Origin of the sequence: Streptomyces albofaciens JCM 4342 (assembly GCF_008634025.1) — a bacterium.
In the GTDB taxonomy this organism is placed as follows: domain Bacteria; phylum Actinomycetota; class Actinomycetes; order Streptomycetales; family Streptomycetaceae; genus Streptomyces; species Streptomyces albofaciens.
In genome coordinates, this window is record NZ_PDCM01000001.1 from 2,944,173 (window position 1) to 2,964,930 (window position 20,758).

General features: G+C 74.7%; 16 protein-coding genes. 4 read left to right on the forward strand and 12 right to left on the reverse strand.

All coding sequences use genetic code 11. The features are described 5' to 3' along the window. Positions 1–26: 26 nt before the first annotated feature. The 6 genes from CP973_RS13230 to CP973_RS13255 all read right to left on the reverse strand — a co-directional run bounded on the left by CP973_RS13230 (position 27) and on the right by CP973_RS13255 (position 8,655). Entirely contained in the window at positions 27–3,899 is a 3,873-nt protein-coding gene (locus CP973_RS13230; protein WP_425281962.1) for a lipopolysaccharide biosynthesis protein, read from the reverse strand. Continuing rightward, positions 3,892–4,674 carry a polysaccharide deacetylase family protein gene (locus CP973_RS13235; protein WP_150243523.1) on the reverse strand — a complete coding sequence of 261 codons (783 nt, stop codon included), beginning with the start codon at positions 4,672–4,674 and terminating at the stop codon, positions 3,892–3,894. The genes CP973_RS13230 and CP973_RS13235 overlap by 8 nt, the downstream gene beginning before the upstream one ends. A gap of 26 nt (positions 4,675–4,700) precedes the next feature. Then, on the reverse strand, positions 4,701–5,867 hold the full coding sequence (locus tag CP973_RS13240; protein ID WP_244409449.1) for a glycosyltransferase family 2 protein: 1,167 nt from the start codon (positions 5,865–5,867) through the stop codon (positions 4,701–4,703). Continuing rightward, entirely contained in the window at positions 5,864–6,676 is an 813-nt protein-coding gene (locus CP973_RS13245; protein ID WP_150240431.1) for a glycosyltransferase family 2 protein, read from the reverse strand. Before CP973_RS13245 ends, CP973_RS13240 begins: the two co-directional genes overlap by 4 nt. Before the next feature lie 388 nt (positions 6,677–7,064). Beyond that, the gene (locus tag CP973_RS13250; RefSeq protein WP_150240433.1) at positions 7,065–8,159 is read right to left on the reverse strand and encodes a GNAT family N-acetyltransferase; all 1,095 of its coding nucleotides are present in this window, start codon (positions 8,157–8,159) and stop codon (positions 7,065–7,067) included. A gap of 1 nt (position 8,160) precedes the next feature. After that, on the reverse strand, positions 8,161–8,655 hold the full coding sequence (locus tag CP973_RS13255; RefSeq protein ID WP_244409451.1) for a hypothetical protein: 495 nt from the start codon (positions 8,653–8,655) through the stop codon (positions 8,161–8,163). A 445-nt stretch (positions 8,656–9,100) separates the two neighbouring features. Here CP973_RS13255 and CP973_RS13260 point away from each other — a divergent pair, with 445 nt between their 5' ends. Next, on the forward strand, positions 9,101–9,907 hold the full coding sequence (locus tag CP973_RS13260; RefSeq protein ID WP_150240434.1) for an SGNH/GDSL hydrolase family protein: 807 nt from the start codon (positions 9,101–9,103) through the stop codon (positions 9,905–9,907). Here the strand turns inward: CP973_RS13260 and CP973_RS13265 are convergent. The 4 genes from CP973_RS13265 to CP973_RS13280 are packed head-to-tail and all read right to left on the reverse strand — an operon-like array spanning position 9,877 to position 15,972. Then, positions 9,877–11,466: a serine/threonine-protein kinase gene (locus CP973_RS13265; RefSeq protein ID WP_150240436.1), complete on the reverse strand. Its 1,590-nt coding sequence runs from the start codon at positions 11,464–11,466 to the stop codon at positions 9,877–9,879. The two genes, CP973_RS13260 and CP973_RS13265, sit on opposite strands and share 31 nt — an antisense overlap. 44 nt (positions 11,467–11,510) lie before the next feature. Beyond that, positions 11,511–13,031 (reverse strand): nickel transporter, encoded by a 1,521-nt coding sequence (locus CP973_RS13270; RefSeq protein WP_244409453.1) that lies wholly within the window; start codon positions 13,029–13,031, stop codon positions 11,511–11,513. Next, complete coding sequence (locus CP973_RS13275) at positions 13,028–14,329, reverse strand: tetratricopeptide repeat protein (protein ID WP_425281963.1); 1,302 nt, start codon at positions 14,327–14,329, stop codon at positions 13,028–13,030. The genes CP973_RS13270 and CP973_RS13275 overlap by 4 nt, the downstream gene beginning before the upstream one ends. Positions 14,330–14,379: 50 nt before the next feature. Further along, a complete protein-coding gene (locus tag CP973_RS13280; RefSeq protein ID WP_150240439.1) occupies positions 14,380–15,972 on the reverse strand; it encodes a DUF4331 domain-containing protein in 1,593 nt (530 codons plus the stop codon). A 217-nt stretch (positions 15,973–16,189) separates the two neighbouring features. Here CP973_RS13280 and sigK point away from each other — a divergent pair, with 217 nt between their 5' ends. From sigK to CP973_RS13295, 3 genes are all read left to right on the forward strand, one after another. Further along, positions 16,190–16,756 (forward strand): ECF RNA polymerase sigma factor SigK, encoded by a 567-nt coding sequence (gene sigK / locus CP973_RS13285; RefSeq protein ID WP_150240441.1) that lies wholly within the window; start codon positions 16,190–16,192, stop codon positions 16,754–16,756. After that, positions 16,753–17,601, forward strand: coding sequence for an anti-sigma factor (locus CP973_RS13290; protein WP_150240443.1), 849 nt, complete (start codon positions 16,753–16,755; stop codon positions 17,599–17,601). Before sigK ends, CP973_RS13290 begins: the two co-directional genes overlap by 4 nt. A 128-nt stretch (positions 17,602–17,729) precedes the next feature. Continuing rightward, positions 17,730–17,993, forward strand: coding sequence for a hypothetical protein (locus tag CP973_RS13295; protein ID WP_030370963.1), 264 nt, complete (start codon positions 17,730–17,732; stop codon positions 17,991–17,993). Between the two features lie 24 nt (positions 17,994–18,017). Here CP973_RS13295 and CP973_RS13300 read toward each other — a convergent pair whose 3' ends face one another. Together CP973_RS13300 and CP973_RS13305 are read right to left on the reverse strand one after the other, a co-directional pair. Beyond that, positions 18,018–19,295 (reverse strand): CaiB/BaiF CoA transferase family protein, encoded by a 1,278-nt coding sequence (locus tag CP973_RS13300; protein WP_244409455.1) that lies wholly within the window; start codon positions 19,293–19,295, stop codon positions 18,018–18,020. A gap of 100 nt (positions 19,296–19,395) precedes the next feature. Further along, complete coding sequence (locus CP973_RS13305) at positions 19,396–20,664, reverse strand: type ISP restriction/modification enzyme (protein WP_150243533.1); 1,269 nt, start codon at positions 20,662–20,664, stop codon at positions 19,396–19,398. Positions 20,665–20,758 lie beyond the last annotated feature (94 nt).

Below are 20,758 nucleotides of genomic sequence, written 5' to 3' on the forward strand. Positions count from 1 at the left end.
GCGCCCGGCCGTCGCCGGGCGCCCGCTCACGACAGCGTCACGAACCGCTGCACGAGGGCCACCAGGAAGACGAACAGCAGCGGCAGCGTGAACCAGAACGAACTCTGCAGCCAGCGGAGCTTGCGCACGCTCGGCGGCAGCGCGACCCGCACCACCTCGCGCGCCGCGAGCAGCACGATCAGGGCTCCGGCCGCGAGCGCGCCGACGACCGACCACGTCGTCCAGGTGATGCGCGGGCCGACCGGCCCGGGGGCCGGCTCGTCCACCGGCCAGGGCTGCTGCTGCTTGAGCTCGTACAGCGCCGCGTCCTTGTTGCTCATGACGCGGCGCAGCTCGGGGCGCTGGTCCAGGGCCGTGCGCAGCCGCTGCTCCCAGCTGGCCGCGTAGCCCGAGCCCAGGCGCAGCGACTCCGACTGGGCGCGGTTGACCATGAAGTACGAGTGCGGCCCGGCCTCGCGCAGCGCGTCGACGACCGAGTCGGTCAGGACCGGGTCGCGCGGGGCGAGCACGGGCTTGTACTGCACCCGTTCCATGTCCTTCGCGCCCCACGGCATGGCCGGGGTGACGTCGTTGACCGTGTCGTTGGTCGGCCACAGCAGCCGTACGGTGGGCCGGTCGTGCCCGTAGACGTAGTCCATCGCGGCCACCTCGCCCGGCCGGACGCGCTCGAACGGCTCGTTGCCCCAGCGGGCCACCAGGAACCCGGTGATCAGCACCACGCCCGTCAGCAGCGCGGCGAACGGGCCCAGGCCGCGGCGGGTGCCCGCGGCGCGCGGGAACAGCGCCAGCGCGCCGAGGACGCAGGCGCCGGGCAGCGCGAACATGAACACCCGCAGCGCCATCTCGCCGCCGTAGGACTGCATGCCGAAGGCGAGGAACGGCACGAAGGTCAGCACCAGCAGCGAGCGTTCGGAGAAGCCCGCCGCGCGTCGCCGCAGCACGCCCCAGCAGGCCAGTGCCAGCACCCCGCCGGCCAGCGCCACCCGCGCGTACAGCACCAGCTTGTGGGTGCCGTCGCCGTCGCCGATCCGGCCGGCGACCGAGGACGAGACGTTTCCGCCGATGCCGCCCACCCCGCCGAACAGCTCGTCGAAGTGGCCGGACCAGTACGGTTCGGCGAGGTACCCGACCCACACCACGACCACCACGCCGAACAGCAGCGGCAGCCCGTACAGGGACGTACGCCGGACCAGGACCAGGAACGTCAGCACGCCGAGCATCACGAACGGTGTGAGCTGGTGGCCCGCCACGGACGCCAGGAACAGCAGGCCCAGCACGGCCAGCAGCGCCACCCGCTGCCCCCGCCCGGCCGGCGCGACCTCCGCCTCGCCGGGCCAGCGCTTGCCGCGCAGCACCCGCGGATCGCGGAACCACACCAGCAGGATCGCGGCGAAGACCAGATAGAGCAGGTACGTGAAGCCCTGCGGCGAGAAGTAGTCCTGACCGACCCAGCCGCACAGCGCGAACAGCCACACCGCGCTCCACTTCGCCCGCCAGCCCGCCCGTACGGACTTCACCAGCAGGCACACCGGGGCCAGGTACAGCAACTGGATGGTCAGCGGCCACCAGCGCAGCACCTCGGTGTAGTCCGTGACGCCGCACGCCTCGGCGACGAACTGGGCCGCCGCGAAGAAGCCCGGCCAGCTCCAGCGCGCGTCCAGGTCCGGCACCGCGGAGCCGGTCCGGTCGATGTAGTCCAGGAATCCCAGGTGCTGCCAGGCGGTCGGGAACCGCGGTTCGGCCTCCAGGACGGCGGGCAGCGCGTGCAGGGCCACCACGGTCAGGACCAGGACGGCCGCCAGCAGGACGCGCCGCGGCCGGGACAGCCACAGCGCCGACGCGAAGGCCAGCACGAGCAGGACGGCGCCCAGCAGCGTCGCCGCGGGCAGCACACTGATCAGGCCGAGCCCGCCCATCCGGTCCAGGTCGGCGTCGCCCATGCCGCGCAGCGGCAGCCAGAAGAGCGCGAGCGCGGCGCCCAGCAGCGCCCAGATGCCGATGTCGGGGCGCCCGCCCAGCCGGGCGGCGAGCCGCGGCCCGAAGGGGACGGCCGCCGCGAGCCGGGCCTTGCGAGGAACGGCCGCCGCGAGCCGCGCCTTGAGGGGCGCCGAGGGGGCGTCGGCGGTGTCCGGGGCGGGGCCGGAGCGGTCCGGCGGGGGCCCGTCCGCCTGCGGTTCGGCGACCCGCTCCGGCACCGGCTCGGCCCGGAACACCTTCGCGGGGACCGCCGGTTCCGCGGCCCCGTCGCCGTCCCGCTGCGCCCACGACGGCGCGGGCCGTACGTCCGGCCTGCGCTCCATGTGGTCGAAGTCCACGTGCAGCCCGAGCGGCATCGTGTCCACGTCGCGCAGCGCCCGCTGCGCCCAGCCGGGCCGGTGCGGCACCGCCCCGTCCCCGCCGGCCGCCGCCTCCCGCGCCCGGCCGGGCTCCGGCGGCGGGGCGGTGGCGCCGGGCGCCCGCGCGTCCCCGAGGTCGCCGTTGACGGCCAGGTCGGCCAGGTCGCCGTCGGGCGCGAGCCCGTCCGCCGGAGCCCGCGTCAGCGGGGCGGCGGGGCGGCCCTTGAGGACGCGGTACAGCTTGACGGAGGCGATCGAGACGATCACCGTCAGGCTGGAGATCTCCGCGACGCCCGCCCCGGTCAGCCCCATCCGCGGCAGCAGCAGCACCGTCAGGCCCAGGACCAGGACGCACAGCAGGCCCTGCATGTACGCCAGTCCGGACGTACGGCTCTGCGCCCGCAGCACCGCGAAGTAGACCTCCATCACCACGCGCAGCGCGGCGCCCACCGCGAACCAGCGCAGCAGCGGCGTGGCGGCGTCCGCGTACCCCTTGCCGAAGACGGCGAGGATGTACGGCGCGCAGACGAAGAGGAAGAGACAGACCGGGATCATGATCCGGGCCATCCGGCGCAGCGCGGCCCGGGTGTTCTCGGCCAGCCGCGCCGGGTCGTGCGAGCCCTCCACGGTCAGCGAGGCGCCCATGTTGATCGCCAGCAGGTTGACCGTGCCGCCGATGGTGGTGGTGATGTAGAAGTACGCGTTGTCGGCCGAGCTGACCTGCGAGGCGACCAGCACCGGCACCAGGTAGACGACGGCCAGCGAGAACAGCGAGCCGGTGTAGTCGCCGGCCAGGAAACGGCCCATCTCGCGCAGCGACGGCGGCCGGGCGGTCCGTTCGGTGGCCTTCACGTGCCGGGGCACCAGCCGCCGGAAGACCAGCCACCCCAGCGGCAGCACGGACATCGCGATGGCCGCGACCCACGAGACGAACACGCCCGCCGTCGGAATGGACGCCGCGAACACCACCAGCAGCGCCAGCTTGACCGTCGAGAAGACCAGGTTGCCGACCGGCACCCACAGCGCGCTGCGCAGCCCGGTCAGCACCCCGTCCTGGAGGGTCAGCAGGGACCAGGCGACCACGGCGACGATGAACCCGATCCCGTGGACGGGCCCGTGCAGGAATCTGTACGACGGCCCCCAGAAGTCCAGGGTCAGCAGGAAGACCGCCGCGGCCAGCGCGACGGTCAGCGAACTGCCCAGGTACGTACGCCGGACCAGCCGCCCCGTGGTGCGTCCCGCGACGGGGATGTAGCGGGCCAGCGCGCCGGTCAGCGTCAGCGAGGTCAGCCCCGCCAGCAGCTTCATCGCGGCGATGGCCGCCGAACCCTGGCCGACCGCGGACTCGGTGTAGTACCGGGCCGCGACCAGCCAGAACCCCAGGCCCAGGAGCCCGGAGATGCCGGTGTTCAGCATCAGCGCGTAGGCGTTGCGGAACAGCGGGCTGCCGCCGCCCCCGCCGCCCCCGCCGCCCGGGCCCCGGCCGCCGAACAGGCGCTTGCGCCCGCCGCCGGCCGGGTTCCGGTCCGTACGCTCCTCGGTCCGGGTGGTCGTGTCAGACACGGCTTCCGCGCACCTTCCCCACTGCCTTGACCGCCTGACGGGTCCTGCGGACCGCGGCGTATCCCTTGGTTGCCGCCCGGTCCCGGGCGAACATCAGCCCGACGCCCCGGCCCGCCACCATCCGTGCGAACTCCTCCGTGCCGGTGCTGCGCCGTACCGTCAGCCGCGCGAGCGCGTACGGGCCCTGGCAGCGGCCCGCCAGGGCGTTGCCCACCGCCAGCGACTGCCGGAAGCCCGCGCCGCGCACCGCGCGCCGCACCCGGCGGCTGGAGTAGCCGTACGGGTACGCGAACGACACCGGCGGCGCGCCCAGTTCGTCGGCGACGATCTGCTTGCAGCGTGTGATCTCGCGCCACAGACGGTCGTCGGAGAGCTGGTCCAGCTGCGGGTGGGTGTGGCTGTGCCCGCCGATCTCGACGCCGGAGGCGGCCAGTCGGCGGGTCTGGTCCCAGTCGAGCATGGTGTCCAGGCCGCCCCCGGTGTCGTACGGGCCGCGCAGCCAGCCCGTGGAGACGAAGAGGGTGGCCGCGAAGCCGTGTGCGGCCAGCGCGGGCAGGGAGTACCGGTGCACGCCCTCGTAGCCGTCGTCGAAGGTGATCAGCACCGGCCGCTCGGGCAGCGGGCCGCCGCTTCGCCACGCCGCCGCCAGTTCGGCGGTCGTCAGCGGGGTGTATCCGCCGTCGTCCAGCACCTCCATCTGCTCGGCGAACGCCTCCGGTGTGACGGACAGGTCGAGTGCGGCCCGCGCGGGCGCGTGGGCCACCGCGTGGTACATCAGGATCGGTACGACGCACGGCCCGGTCACGCCACCACCCCCTCGTGTGCCGAGGGCGGGTACCCGCCGTCCGCCGGGGGAGCCGCGGAGGCCGGCAACTCGGCCGGTCCGGGCGGGTGCGCGGGTCTGCGGACCGTACCGCCCGTCCCGTCTGTACTGTCCGTCCCGTCCGTCCCGTCCGGTACGGGCACCACCACGAAGCCGCCGCCCACCGTCCGCCGGTCGCGGCGCGCCCGTACGCTGCCGAGCGCGTAGCCGTACGCGGTGGAGGCCACCCCCGCCACGATCGCCGCCGCCCGGCCGGCGCCGCCGGGCCGCCGCAGCAGCGCGTCCCGCAGGCCGCGCGCCACTCCTGCCGGAAGCACGCGGGTCGTGTAGCGGCGCTCCGCCGACAGCCCGTCCCGCGCGCCCACGCTCCGCGTCACCAGCGCTTTGGACAAGCCCTCCGCGTACGTACGGGACCGGAAGTAGGCGAAGCGCTCCCGGCCCTCCGGCACCCGGTGGTGGATCACCGCCCGGTCGTCGACCAGCAGCACCGCGTCCGGCACCGCGCGGGCCAGCCGGATGCACAGCTCCGTCTCCTCGCAGCCCAGCGGCCGCTTCCCGGCGTCCCGGCCGATGCCGGTGGCGAACCCGCCGGCGATCTCGAACGCCTCCCGCCGGAAGGAGGCGTTGCCGCCCAGGACGTTGCGCACGCGAACCGTGTGCGGGCCGTCGGGGCCGTCCTCTCCGGGGAACAGCCCCCGGTACGCACAGCCCACCACCCAGTCGAACTCCTCGGGGAACCAGGACGGCCGGCGCCCCGAGGCCCACACCGGCTCGGTCCGGCCGCCGACCGCCAGCACCCGCGGGTCGGCGTAGCGCTCGGCGAAGCGCAGCAGCCAGTCGCGTTCGGCCACCGCGTCGTCGTCCAGGAAGGCGATCACCTCCCCGGTGGCCTCGGCGATGCCGGTGTTGCGCCCGGCGGACAGGCCGCGCGGCCCGGCGTTGGCCAGGACACGCACCGGGCCGCCGCGGCCGGATGACGCGAAATGGGCGCTCAGCCGCTCCTGGAGCACCGGATTGTGGTCGACCACGAGCAGCGTCTCGTGTGCCGGCAGGGACTGCTCGTGCACCGAGGCCGCCGCGGCGAGGATGTCGCCCCAGCGGTCCTCGGTGTACGCGCAGATCACCACGGAGACGCGGACGCTCAAGACGCCTCTCCCGTGATCACCGCCGGGCGGGCGGGACGCTTGTGGCGGGTGCTGCGCTCGCGCAGTATCACCTTCAGCACCCGGAACCCGTCCCGCACGGCGCGCAGGTTGCTCACGCCGTGGATGCGGTTGTACTCGTGGCTGGGGATCTCCTGGACCTTCAGACCGGCCTTGACCACGCGGATGTTCATCAGCGTCTCGACCTCGAACCCGTTGCAGTCCAGGGCGATCTGGTCCAGGCAGTGCCGCCAGAAGGCGTTGTAGCCGTAGCACAGGTCCGTGTAGCGGGCGCCGAACTTGGCGTTGACCACGGTGGTCAGCACCCGGTTGCCCAGCTTGCGCACCGGCGTCATGTCGTCGGTGCCGCCGCCGTTGGCGAACCGCGAGCCCTTGGCGAAGTCCGCGCCCCCCACCAGCGCGGAGACATAGCTGACGATCTCGGCGCCGTCCGCCGAGCCGTCCGCGTCGACCATCACGATGATGTCGCCCGTGCAGGCCGCGAATCCGCTGATGAGGGCATCCCCTTTGCCCTTGCCGCGCTGTTCGACGACCTTGACGTCCGGCCGCAGTTCACGGGCCACCGCCACCGTGTCGTCGGTGGAATTCCCGTCCACCAGGACGACTTCGTGTATCCACTCCGGAAGTGTCTTGAAGACATACGGAAGATTCTCCGCCTCGTTCATCGCGGGTATCACGACGCTGACCGGCGGAGCTATGGCCAGATGCGAGGAAACGGGACGGTATTGCCCCTCGGTGCGCACCGGCAACGGCTTCTGATCCGTTTCCGCGGCGCGAAGGAATGAACTCATGAGTCTGTTTCCCTCTCGTCCGGTGGGCCGCCCACCCCCGGGCGGCCCGGATGGGTATCCGGTTCGAAAGGGGGGTTCACACCCCGCTCAGGACGGCATGGATCTCGTCGCCGGGAGAACAGGGCGAGCTGGCTTGTGTGTTTCCGGCCGCGCGGCTCGTGCTCCGATGATCGACGCGGTTTTCGTCATGTGAAGATCGGACACGGCACCCCCCTACCGCGCCCCGCCCCGGGCCCCTGTGGCGGCGCTTGAGCCCTCCCCTTGAGCCGCCTCGTACGACGGGCCGGTGCGGGTGGTGTACGACGGTATTGATGACCCGGACTCTATGGCAATACCTCGGCTTCGCCTCCCCTTTTGCGTCATTGGCGAATACGGAGCGGTGTCCTCCTCAACCTCCCGACCGGATTCGGCCCATCCGTTTGAGAAGTCGATCAGCTGGTGCGAACAATTCCGGCCGGGACACCACCGTGTTGCGCAATGCGCGCACCGGTACCCGGTGTGCGCGCTGCCACAGTGCGACCGGGTGAGGCCGGGACACCCACCCTTCGGACACCGAAAGTTCCCGGGTCTTCAGACAGTCCTTGTATTCCTTGTTGCCGCGCCCCAGGTCGATATAGGCCAGCCCGCGCGCCGCCGCTCCCTCCGCCATGCGCAGATGCAGCACCAGGCCGGGCGAGAACTTCGCGTACGCCGGGTCGTATGCCGGGAACCAGCAGGAGAGCACCCGCTCGGAACGGATGCCGAAGTGCGCGGCGACCGGCCGGTCGCCCGCGTAGAGGACCGACAGCAGCCCGGCGAAGGACGCGGTGCGGGTGTGGAAGAGCTGGTCGACGAGCTGGACGATCCACGGGTGGGCGAAGCGGTCGCTCCGTCCCGTCCTGCGGTACTGCGCCGACTTCCAGCCGAGCAGCCGGCGCAGCACCGCCGGGTCCCGCTCGTCGTGCACGTACCGCACCGGGCCGACGTCCCGCCCCAGCTTGCGCTCCTTGGACAGGGTCCGCCGGGAGAACTTCGGCGAGTTTTCGAGCAGCCACGCCAGGTAGGCCGCATACCCCTGGTCCACGTCGATGACGGGGGAGGCGAAGCTGCGCATCGGCGCCGATTCGAAGGGTTTCTGGCCCTCCACCAGGTGGTCGAACTCCAGCACCGACAGGCCGCAGGCGTGGAGCAGTTCGCGGGAGTCCCACTGGAACCCGGGGCGGTGCACCAGCCCCTGGGCGTCCGACACCCCCAGCCCGATCGCCCGCCCGACGCCCAGCGGCGAGCGCTGGAAGGGCAGGAAGGCGGCCGGTTCACCGTCCTCCCGGATCACCGCGATCCGCACCCCGCGCCGGCAGCGGCCGACGGCGAGCGCGAACTCGGGTGCGAGAAAAGGATTCGCCAGCTGGGGCGTGCCCAGCAGGTGCGCCTGGGACTGCATGGTGCTCCACGCCGCCCGTTCGGTGCCGCTGAGCTCACCCGGGCGGTACACGCTGATGTCCACGTCAGTTCGTCCGACTTCCCCGTCCACGGGCGCCGGACCTCCGGCGCCGCACGCTGACCGCTAGGAACATGCCGCCGCTGAGCACGGCGACGGCCACCACTCCGCCCCGCGCCGACCACAGGTGCAGGGCGAGCATCGCCTGCGCGACGAGCAGGTCCAGGGCGACCGCCCCGGCGCCCGCGACGACGGTCCGGCTGAGCGGGTCCAGCCGGCCGAGTGCGGCGGCGAGCGCCGCGGCCGGCGCCAGCACCAGGAAGAAGAGGGTGCACGGAGCGCGCACCGGCGAGGCGAGGTCGGCGAGCGCCAGGAAGGCGCCCACGCCGCCGACCGCCACCGCGGCACCGGCCAGTACGGGCACCGAGTCCGCGCGCCACCGTCCTGGCAGGCCGGTTCCCGGGCCCCCCGGCCCGCTGTCCTCCGGGCCGCCGGGCACCGGCTCGTCGCGGTCCGGTCTGCCGCCGTCCGGCGCGTTGCCGTTGATGGTCTTGGTCTGCATTGGCAGCTTTGCCCCCCATAAGCGCCTGATGCCGGGCTTCAATGTCGCGCAGCGGGCGCGGGCCCGTCAAGACGCGAAGAAGGCGTGAACGGGCCATGTACAGCGCGTGGTTGGGGCGCGGAATCGTCCGTTCAGGACAGCTCCGGGGGCGGCCCGAAAGCGACCTTCGGGCGCTTGCCGGACGGTCCGGGCGGCGTCCCGGGCGCCACGGACGCCGATGTTCCCGGAGAGGGGCGACTTTCCACCGTCGGGGCCTGGCTCGATCACCGCGGTCGGCGATCCGGCAGGTGACACGGCCTCCGATGGCTGTCATGTCATCGTCACGGTGATGTCACGACACCGCCATCGGAGTCACCCGTGATCGTGAGAACGGGTGACAAGACTTCCCGAAACGGAGGGGTCCTGCTACATCAGGAATGGCAGAGATCCTGCTCAGGGAGGTTCCATGAGACTGTCCCGATGCGCGGCGGCGGCGTCCGCGCTCCTCGTCACCTCGGCGCTCGCGCTCTCCGGCGCGAGCGCCGCCGTGTCCGCGCCGCGAATCCAGGCCACCGACTACGTGGCCCTCGGTGACTCCTACTCCTCGGGGGTCGGCGCGGGCAGCTACGACAGCAGCAGCGGCTCCTGCAAGCGCAGCACCAGGTCCTACCCGGCCCTGTGGGCCGCCTCGCACACCGGCACGAGGTTCAACTTCACCGCCTGCTCGGGCGCCCGCACGGGAGACGTGCTGGCCAAGCAGCTGACCCCGGTCAACTCCGGCACCGACCTGGTCAGCATCACCATCGGCGGCAACGACGCGGGCTTCGCCGACACCATGACCACCTGCGCCCTCCAGGGCGAGAGCGCGTGCCTGGCCCGGATCGCCAAGGCGCGCGCCTACATCCAGCAGACGCTGCCCGGCCAGCTCGACCAGGTCTACGACGCCATCGACAGCCGGGCCCCCGCCGCCGAGGTCGTCGTCCTGGGCTACCCGCGCTTCTACAAGCTGGGCGGCAGCTGTTCCGTCGGCCTCTCGGAGAAGTCCCGGGCGGCCATAAACGCCGCCGCGGACGACATCAACACCGTCACCGCCAAGCGCGCCGCCGACCACGGCTTCACCTTCGGCGACGTCAACACGACCTTCGCCGGGCACGAGCTGTGCTCCGGCGCCCCCTGGCTGCACAGCGTCACCTTCCCCGTGGAGAACTCCTACCACCCCACGGCCAACGGACAGTCCAAGGGTTACTTGCCCGTCCTGAACTCCGCCACCTGATCCCGCGCCTGCCCCGCCCCTGACGAAGTCCCGCCCCCGGGCGGGACTTCGCCGTAGGTGTGCGTACCGCCGTCCCCCGTCGCGCCGGTGGCCCCGCCGTTCGTGGCGCCGCTCCCGGACGTGGTCGGTGCGGTCGTCGGGGCGGAGGAGGTCGGCGCGCTGGTCGTGGGCGGTGAGGTGGTCGGGGGGCGGGCGGTCGAGCGGGGCGGAGTGGTCCGCGGGTACGTACGGTGGGGAGGCGTGCTGTTGGGGTAGGTACGGCCGGGATCCGTACCGCCCGGCGAAGTGGACGCGGACGGCGTACTGCCGGGCGATGTCCGCCCCGGCGTGCCGCCGCCCCCGCCACCGCCCGTGCCGCCGCCCCCGCCGTCGCCGGTACCGCCCCCGGAACCGCCGCCGCCCCCCGAGGTGCTGCCCGGCGTGGGCCCCCGGGAGCCGTCGTCCGCCAGCAGCGCGTACGCCACGCCGCCCGCCGCCAGCGCCGCGATCAGCGCGCCGGCCAGCAGCAGCCGGACCGACCGCCGCCGCTTCCGCTCGGCCTCGGCCGCGGTGTCCGCGGACGGCCCTCCCGCGGTCGTCTCCGGGCCCGGCACCGGCGTCGGCGGGCCGTACCCTGGGACAGCGTGACCGGCGGCGACCGTCGGCACGTAACTCGGCGGCGGAACCACCACGGTGGGCGTCGCGCCGCCGCCCGCGGCGATCTCGTCCAGCATCCGCTGCGCCTCGGCCCCGTCCAGCCGCTCCCGCGGGTCCTTGCGCAGCAGCCCTTCCAGTACGGGCGCTAGCGGGCCCGCGCGGCGGGGCGGCGGCAACTGCTCGTCGACCACCGCGCGCAGCGTGGTCAGCGGCGTGTCCTGGCGGAACGGCGAATGGCCCTCCACGGCCGCGTACAGCGTCACGCCCAGCGACCACAGGTCCGACTCCGGGCCCGCCTGCTCGCCCAACGCCCGCTCCGGCGCCAGGAATTCGGGCGAGCCGACCAGTTCGCCGGTCAGCGTCAGGGTGGAGGAGCCCGTCACCCGCGCGATGCCGAAGTCGGTGAGCACCACCCGGCCGTCGTTGCCCAGCAGGACGTTGCCCGGCTTCACATCGCGGTGCAGCACACCCGCGGTGTGCGCGACCCGCAGCGCGGCCAGCACCTGCGATCCGATGCCGGCGGCCCGGGCCGGCGTCAGCGGCCCGTCCGCGTCCAGCGTCTCGGCCAGCGACAGGCCGCGCACCAGCTCCATGACGATCCACGGGCGGCCTTCCTCGGACACCACGTCGTAGACGGTCACCACGTTGCGGTGCGCGATACGGGCCGCCGCCCGGCCCTCCCGCTCCAGCCGCGCGTACAGCAACGCCTGTTCGCCCTCCGTCAGTTCGCGGGGCGCCCGGACCTCCTTGACGGCGACCTCGCGGGCCAGCAGCTCGTCCCGGGCCCGCCACACCACGCCCATCCCGCCCCGGCCCAGCTCGGTGCCCAGCCGGTAGCGCCCCGCCAGCAGCCGTCCGCCGTCCCCGCCCTCCCCGCCGTCCCGCGGGCCGCCGGTTCCCTCGCCGCCAGGATCCTCGCTCATGGACGAGCCCCCCTCGCAGTAGAGCGATTCGGTGGAAACGTACCTCAACCCAGCGTGGTTGCCGCCCCCTTGAGCAGCAATCCGCAGCCGAGCAGCAGGACGACGGCGGCGGTGCCGACGGGCGCCAGGCGGTGCGCGGCGGACAGCAGCCGCGCGCCGGTCCCGCGCCCCGTGACCAGCCGTTCCCCGAACCGCAGGGTCAGCCGGACCGCGAGCAGCCCGGCCGCGGCCAGGGTCCCGGCCAGCCCCGCGCCGTACGCGACGACCAGCAGGAAGCCGAACCACGCCTGGCCGAGCGCGGCGGCACCGACCAGCACCACCACGGCGGAGGGACTCGGCACCAGCCCGCCCGCGAACCCGAGCAGGACCGTGCCGCGGAGGCCGGGGCGGGCGGGGTGGTGGGGGTGTCGGTGATGGCGGTGGTGCTCGTGGGAGTCTCGATGACGGTGCTCATGGCCGTGCCCGTGGCCATGCCCGTGCCCGTGCTCGTGGCCGTGTGAGTGCCCGTGCCCGTACCGGCGCATTCGTAGCGCCCGCCGCAGGAGCACCGCTCCCGCCCCCGCCACCAGGGCCCCGCTGGCCACGCCGAGCCAGGCCACCACCGAGGGCGCGGCGGCCGAACCCGCCGCGATCAGCGTCCCGAGCGCGAAGACGCCCAGGGTGTGCGTCACGGTCACCGACAGGCCCAGGGCCAGGACGTCCCGCCGCGAACTCCGGCCGCCCGCCGCCGCTGCCGCGGCCATCATCGTCTTGCCGTGGCCCGGTGCGAGGGCGTGCAGCGCGCCGAGCAGCAGGGCGGTGGCGAGCGCGAGCGCCGCGAAGGCGGGGGTCAGGTCGTGCCGGGCGACGAGCCCGGTCAGGGCCTGCGTCCAGCGGTCCGCGCCGCGGAGCGGGCCGGAAGCGGCGGGCGGGCGTCCGGCCGCCTCGGAGAGCGCGGGCCCGCCCGGTACGGCGCGGACGGCCGCCGAGCGCCGGGCGGGCGGCGAGGCCAGTACGTCCCGGGGGTAGGCGGTCAGCCGTCGGGACACCGATGCCGTGGGGGCGTCGGACGCGGTGAGCCGGGTGTGGTCGCCCCGGGCGGTGATCTCCCGCCAGCCGGGCGCGCCGTCCCCCTCCGCCGCGCGGAAGCGCAGGGCGGCCCGCCCGTCCGACGGCAGGCGTGCGGTCAGCCGGCACTCCAGGCGCAGGGTCGGCAGTCCGGCCTGGCCGGGCCGGGCGGCCGCGGTGGCGCTCGCGGACCGCAGCCGTTCCCGCCGCCCGCCGACGGTCAGCCCGCTGCCGCGCGCGGCGGTGGCGCACCGTTCCCGTGCCCAGGCCGTCAGCTCGGCCCGGCCCGTGGTTCCGTCCCCGTTCCGGTCGATGCGGTCCTGCTGCTGGGCGGCCGGGATCTCGGCGAGGTCCTCGACGTGGTCGACGCGCAGTTCGCCGGGCCGGACGACCAAGCCGTCGTACTGGCTGACGGTGAAGTTGCCGAGCGGGTGCGCGTGTGCGGCGCCCGCCGGGGCGATCAGCAGGAGCACGGCGGCGAGTGCCGTGACCAGGAGGGCGGTCGCGCGCCGCTTCACCGTCCCACTCCCAGCGCGTCCAGCGCGGACCGGGCCGCGGCCGCCCCCGTGGGCGAGAAGCCACGGTCCAGGCGCAGGGCGGCGGACAGGTCGCGGCGCGCCTCGGCGGTCCGGCCGAGCGCGCGCTCGATCGTGCCGCGGTGGTAGAGGAACGTCGCGTCGCGGAAGCCGGGCGCGGCGGCGCGTTGCGCGTAGGGCAGGGCCTCCCGGTCCTGGCCGGTGCGGTGCAGGGCCCAGGCGAGGGCGTCGGCCGTGTGCACGGTCTGACGGCGGGACCACTCGGCGCGGGCGGCGCGCAAGGCGGCGTGCCGGTCGCCGTGGTCGGCCTCGACCAGGGCGGTGTCCAGGTCCACGGCCACGCCGTTGGCGCGCGCGAGGTCGCCCCAGGCCCCGGCCAGGGCGTACTGCTGCCGGGCGGCGGCCCGTTGGCCGCGCGCTTCGTGGACCTCGCCGAGCGCGGCCAGGGGTCCCGGCAGCGGATAGCGGCGTGCGACCTCGTGCAGTTCGCGGGCCGCGGTGCCCAGTTCGCCGCGCCCGATGTAGGTGCGCGCCCGGCCTTCCAGGGCCGGAAGGTGGCCGGGCACGGCGCGCAGCGCCAGCGCATAGTGCCGGAAGGCTGCCGCGTACTGTCCCTGACCGCGCGCCAAGTTGCCGAGGGCGGTGGCGACGTACGCGATGTCGTCGGGCCGGGTGGCGGACCGCAGCGCCGGTTCCAGCGCCTTGCGGGCGCCGTCGGCGTCGCCGAGCAGTTCCCGTACGTACGCGAGCCGGGTGAAGGACGGAACGCCCGGGCGCACCGCGTCGGCGTGCCGCGCCGCCGCCAGCGCCTCGGTGTACCGCCCGAGCTCCACCAGCGCGTCCACGCGGACCGCCAGCGCCCGCTCCCCGTACGGGTTGACCGCGAGCGCGGCGTCCGCGTCCCGCAGCGCGGCCCGGAAGTCGTGCCGCGCCGCGGCGAGCGCGGCCCGCGCCGCGAGCCCCGCGTCGTTCTGGCGCGGGCGCAGCGCCAGCGAGCGGGCGACGGCACGCCCGGCCTGCGGATAGCGGGTCGGGTCGCCGGTCGTACGGGCCTGCTCGACGTAGGCGGCGCCCAGCCGGGCCCAGCCGAGCCAGTCCCCGGGCCGCTCGCGCAGCCGCACCTGGAGGGCGCTGACGGTGCCGGACAGGCCGGCCGCCGCGCCGCGGCCCACGGGGACGTCGGACGACGGTGGCGCGGGCACCGGGGCGCGCGCCCGGCCACCGTCTCCGCCCAGGGCGATCCCGCCGACGGTGACCGCGCACGCGAGGAGTACGGTCACGACGGCGCCGGCGAGTGTGCCGCGTACGCTCCCGGGCAGTCGGGGAAACATCAACGTCCCGCCCTCGCGCGCCGGTTGGCGCGCAGCCAGAGCAGTCCGGTGCCGACCAGCGCCAGCCCGACGGCGCCCGCCGAGGCGGAGGCGATCAGCAGGGTGTCGCCGCCGTCCCCGGTCGCCTCGTCCTGCGGGCGCAGCCCGGTCCGCAGTCCGGCCGACCGGTCCACCGCCCCCTGGCCGCTCCCGTTCGTACTGCCGCCGCTCTTCTTGGCCAGTGGGCCCCGGGAGCCCGGGGCGGGCAGCGCCAGGTACGGGAAGGTCTTGCCGAACGGCTGGTCGTTGGCGTCGACCGCGTCGCCCAGGTCGTTCTTCTGCCCGACCAGCTCGCCCTCCACCACCTGGAGGGAGATGTCCACGACGTCGTCGGCGAGCCGCCTGCCGTTCGGGTAGCCCGCGTTGTCGCCGTCCAGGACGCCCAGGCGCTTGGGCTGCGCGGTGGGCGGAATGGCGGTGTTCAGCCGCAGGGCTTCGGCGGGGCGGACGTTCGGCGGCTGGTTGAGCTTGGCCACGCCGGTCAGGAACACCGCGATCAGGTCCTTGCGGGGCAGCGCCGGCGCCTTCATCCCGTAGATCTTCTCGATCAGCCGGGCCAGCTCGGGGTCGGTGACGTACTTGAGGAACTGCGCGTCGTTCCACGGCGCGGACGCGTTGAAGCGGTCCTTGTCCTTGACCGGCACGACCAGCTCGTTGACCAGCGGGTTGCCCAGCCGCGACACCTGCGACCAGCCGCCGGAGGCGTTCTTGCGCTGGGTGGTGGACCAGACGCCGATCACCGGCTGCTTCGCCGACTGCCGCAGCTCGCTCGTCGGCACCTGGAGGGCCACCGACTGCACGTTGTAGCCCTTGAGGGTATCGCGGCCCACCTCGGAGAGGTCGCCGCCGTACAGCAGGTCGAAGGCGCGCAGGTCCAGGAAGAACGGGTCGTCCGCCTGGCCCGCGAAGGACGTGCCGCCGCCCGCGACCGGCCGTACCGCCTGGTCGCGCAGCTTCTGGTAGTCGGGCATCGACGCCTTGCCGACGTTGGACGGCGCGGCGGTCAGATCGTCGGCGATCTTCGTGCTGGAGACCACCTTCTGGTCCTTCAGCCGCAGCAGGTCGATGTCGTACGTCTGGTAGTAGTTCAGGTCCTTGTCGTCGAGGGACGTGACCTGGCCGGTGTTGTAGAGGAACGTGTCACCGCTGCGGTAGTGGTCCTTGAACGTCCACCGGTAGACCAGGTCGCCCTGCCCGTCCCCGTCGCTGTCCACGTGCACGTCGTACTGGGCGTCGGTGGCGAACTTGTAGAAGTTCGGGCCGCCCGCGGGCTCCGCGAAGGGCCACCAGTTCACCGTCAGCGTCGTGGTGTCCGGCTTGTCGGGGCTCTGGAAGGCGTACACGTCCGTGGTGTCGTACTCCGGCTGCCCCGAGATCTGCGGCGCCTCCCGGTGGCTGGAGGCCTGCGCCGAGCGGGTCGCGAGCGGGCCCGCGGCCGTGCCGGCGACGCCCGCCGCGGCCAGCGAGCCGCACGCCAGCACGGCGACGGTCCGGTGGGTGCGCCTGCCTTTCCTGGTCTTCCGGTTTCCGGTGGCTTCGGTGCTGGCGGTCATCGCGTCGGTCCTTCTCGGGCGTGCCGGGCGGTGCCGGCCGGGTCGGCGGTGCGGTGGCCGCACCGTGCTGTGGCGGCTATTCGTGGCCCCGTTCCGTACGGATGGGTCCGGTGTCCGCGGAATCCGGACGCCGCCCGGACCGGTCCGCCGCGCGTCTCGCCCCGAACCCCTCACGGCGGGACAATGACCGGTCGTCACGGGAGCGGGGTGAGGGCGCGTGGAGTCCGAAACGGCCGCCGGGCGCGGTGCCGAGGTGCTGCTGCCGCTGGTCGCGCGCGGCGACCACGGCGCCTTCGAGGAGCTGTACGACCTGGTGTCGGCGCCGGTCTTCGGCATGGCCCGGCGGGTGCTGCGGGACAGCGCGCAGGCCGAGGAGGTGACACAGGAGGTGCTGCTGGAGGTCTGGCGGCGGGCCCACCGCTACGACCCCGGGCGCGGCAGCGGCCTGTCCTGGATCCTCACCCTCGCCCACCGCCGGGCGGTGGACCGGGTGCGGTCGGCGCGGGCGGCGAGCGAGCGCGAGGAGCGGGCCGCGCGCCGGTCCGTGGTGACCGCCTTCGACGAGGTGGCCGAGCAGGTCGAGGGGACCTTCGAGCGCGAGTGGGTGCGCCGGTGCCTGGAACGGCTCACCGCGTTGCAGCGGCAGTCGGTCACCCTCGCGTACTACGACGGGTACACCCACCGCGAGGTGGCCCGTCGGCTGGCCGTACCGCTCGGCACGGTCAAGTCCCGGCTGCGCGACGGGCTGGCCCGGCTGCGCGACTGCCTGGCGGCCGCCGGATGAGCCGCCGCCGGCCGTCCGCGGCCCTCCGTGACGCGCTGCGCGCCGGGCGGCGGGGCGTCCACACCCTGGCCGCCCCGTACGCCCTGGACGCCCTCGGCCCGCGCGAACGGAGCCGCTTCGAACGCCACTTGCGCCACTGCGCGGACTGCGCGGCGCAACTACGCGTCCTTTCGGAGGACGCCACCTGGCTGGCCCGCGCCGCGGCCCGCCCGGCCCCTGCCGGTCTGCGCGCACGCGTCCTGACCGCCGCGCTGGCCACCCCGCAGGAGGACGCGGTCCCGCGGCCCGCCGAGCCGGTGCCCGCGTCCGAGGACACGCGTCCCGCCCGCGCGCGGGGCCCGCGGCCGCCCGCCCGGTACGGCACCCGCCTCGCCGGGGCGGTCGCCGCGCTGAGCCTGCTCGTCAGCGCCCTGCTCGCCTGGCAGCTGATCCGTACGGACAGCGAACTGGACCGGCAGCGCGCCGTGACGCGGTCCGTGAACGCGGTGCTGGCCGCGCCGGACGCGCTGGCCGTCTCCGGCCGCCCGATCGGCGGGCGTTCGCTGAGCGCGGTCGAATCGGCCGAGATGGACCAGGCCGTGGTGAACGCGGCCGGACTGCCCCTGCCGCCCGCCGGGCACGCGTACCAGCTGTGGCGCCTGCGCGACGGGCTCGGCACGGCCCGCTCGGCCGGTGTGCTGCCCTACGACCCGCGGACCCGCACCGCGGGCCCCGCCGTCGTACGTGATCTTCGGCACGGCGGCACCGGCCCGGCGGACCGGCTGGCGGTCACCCTGGAGCCGTCCGGCGGCTCCGACAGGCCCACGACCTCGGTACTCATCCAACTCGCCCTCGGCCGACAGTGATCCACAAGGTGTCGTCAACGTCGGTGCGCGGGAGGTGAATCCTGGTGAGGGGGCCGCGCGCGTGCCACGGGAGAGAGATAGGGTTACCCTGCCCGGGGCCGGGTGCCCTCGTACGGGTGGGGAGTGTCATGGAACAGATAACAATGCGCAGCAGGCCACGAGTGCCTGCGATCAGTTGCGGAAGCGGCGCGTCCAGCGCGCGGCTCGACCGCCACCTCGCGGTGCTGGGCGGACCCGCCGTCCCGCAGCGCGAGTCGGAGGGTGCGACGTCGTTGATGCAGGAGCTCACCGCTCGTGACCACGCGCGCACGAGGACGAGCCGCGGCGCCAGGGTGTCGCTGTTCGCCCCGCTGCGCAGGCTGCGCCGGTCGCTGTTCGGCGGTCACAGCTGAACCACGGCCACCGGTCCCGGCCCCTCAGGCGATCACACCGTCCCGGCGCAGCGCTGCGATCCGCTCGCTCGTCAGACCCAGAGCGCTCAGCAGCGCGTCGGTGTGCTCGCCCAGGGCCGGGACATTCCCCGGTTCGGGCCCGGCACTCCCGGGCAGGGTGATCGGCGGCAGCAGCGCACGCAGCGGCCCCACCGGTGACCCCACCTCCCGCCAGCGGTCGCGCGCCGCGAGCTGCGGATGCCCGGCCAGCTCCGCCACCCCGTTCAGCCGCGCACAGGCGATCCCCGCCTCCTCCAGCCGCCGTACGGCCTCCTCGACCGGCATCCCGGCCAGTGCCTCACCCACCACCCGGTCCGTCTTGTCCCGGTTGCGATTTCGCGCCGCATTCGTCGCGAACGCCGGATCGTCGGCCAGTCCGGGCCGCTCCAGCACCTGCCGCGCCAGCCGCCCCCACTCCCGGTCGTTCTGCACGGACAGCAGCACCGGCTGCCCGTCCGCCGTCGGGTAGGCGTTGTACGGCGCGATGACGGCGTGCGCGACACCCGTGCGCGCGGGAGGCGTGCCCCCGTACATCCCGAAGTAGAGCGGGTGCCCCAGCCACTCGGCCAGCGCGTCCAGCATCGCGATCTCCACCGGGCCGCCGCGGCCGGTCGTGCCGCGGCGCAGCAGCGCGGCCAGCACCCCGGAGAAGGCGTACATCGCCGCCGCGATGTCCGCCGCCGGAAACCCGGCTTTCGCCGGTTCGTCCGGCGTCCCGGTCAGCGAGACCAGCCCGGCCTCGCACTGGACGAGCATGTCGTAGGCCCGCTTGTGCGCGTACGGGCCGTCGGCGCCGTACCCGGAGATGTCCACGGCGACCAGGCGCGGGTGGCGGGCGCACAGCGACGCCGCGTCCAGCCCGAGCCGCGCGGCCGCGCCCTGCGCGAGGTTCTGCACGAACACGTCCGCGGTGCGGAGCAGTTGCTCCAGCAGCGCGCGCCCGCGCGGGTCCTTGAGGTCCAGCGCCAGCGACTCCTTGCCGCGGTTGGCCCAGACGAAGTGCGAGGCCAGACCGCGTACCGAGGTGTCGTAGGCACGCGCGAAGTCGCCGCCGTCCGGCCGCTCCACCTTGATCACCCGGGCGCCGAGGTCGGCGAGCTGCCGGGTGGCGAACGGCGCGGCCACGGCCTGCTCGACGCCGACGACGGTGATGCCCTCCAGGGGCGGCGGCTGCACAGTGCGGTCCACGGCCGGGTGGGCCACGGTCGGGTGATCCGCGGTCGGATGGTCCGCGGTCGGATGGTCCATGGGCGTGTGTTCCATGGTCGGAGCACCTACCCGCCGCCGTACGCCGGGCAACGCGCGGAGCCGTACGGCCGCGTCACGGCGGGGCGGAACACGGCGGGGGGCACGGCGGGGCGGGTCACAACAGGGCGAACTGCCCCTCCGGGCCCTCCTCGTGATGATCCAGGACGGAGGCCGGGCGGCGGGCCGCGGCGGGCGGCGGCAGCACCCCCGCCGCCCGCAGCCCGGACGCCTCGATGCGCGGCCCGTCCGCCGTGCGCCGGTGCAACGCCTCCTGCGCCGGGCGCACTTCGCCCAGCAGCGACAGCACCGTGATCAGCTCCAGCAGTTCGGTGGTCCACTCCTGGGGCCAGACGGCGGGCCGTACCGCCTCCAGTCCCTCCGGGGCGGCCGCCGGCGCGGTCCGGCGCTCGCACCACGCCTCCAGCACGCGTACCCCGCCTGCCTCGAACTCCCAGGCCACGGGAGGCACGGGGGAGATCCGGCCGGGGCCGAGGAGCAGCGCCTCCTCGTCCGGCAGGTAGTCGACGCCGCCGGGCAGCCCGTGGGCGGGAAGCGGGGCGCGTACGTAGGGACGCCGTCCGCCGGGCATCCGGGGACGGTCGCCGGCGCGCGCCCCGTACGCCGTCCCGTCACCCCGCGCGCCCCTCGTCTGGAGCCACAGCATCCGCTCGCCCAGCGCGACGCCGTCCTCCCATACTCCGGCGTCGGCGGTCAACGGCACGACCGCGCCGGACGGGGTGGGCCGGGCGCTCGCCACCGTCCAGGCGAGCACCTCGGCGGCGCCGACCGGCCGGTCCAGGCGGCGGGCGAGCAGCTCCGTCAGGCCGGGGGCGAGGTTGGGCTCGCTGCCGCCGGGCCGCCGGTAGAGCGGGCGGATGCGGCCGGGCCGCCCGGCGGGCGACCTGCCGTCCGGCAGCAGCGCGGAGGCCACCAGCGCCGGCCCCGCCGTCTGCGGCACGTGCCCCAGCTCCACCACGAACACCTGACGCCCGTCCGCCACCCGCCACAGCTCGGGGCGGGCGCCGTCGATCAGCCGGTGGTCGGGCAGCAGCCACTGCCGGTCGTACGGGCCGTGCAGCACCCGCACCGGGTCGGGGCACGGGCCGCCGCCGTGCGCGAGGCGGCCGGTGGGCGTGGCCTGGCCGGGGAGCTGGGGCACGGCGGTGCGCAGCGTACGGGCGCGGCTGGGCCGGAACAGCCGCTCGCGCGCCGCGTCGTCACCGGCCTCGTGCAGCGCCGCCCAGCGGGCCCGCAGGGAGGCGGCGTCCGGGGCCATCACCCAGCCGCGGCCGAGCCGCAGCGGCGCCACCGACCAGGGCATCAGGTCATCGAGCCGGGGCGCGGCCGCGAGCCTGCCGCCGCCGCTCCCCGTGGCCTGTGTCACCGTCACGCGGTCGCCCTCCCTGGACCTTCGGTGCGCTCGGTTGCCTGGGGGCATCGTAACGGCGGCGGCCGGAGGGGGGCTTTCCCGAGTGATC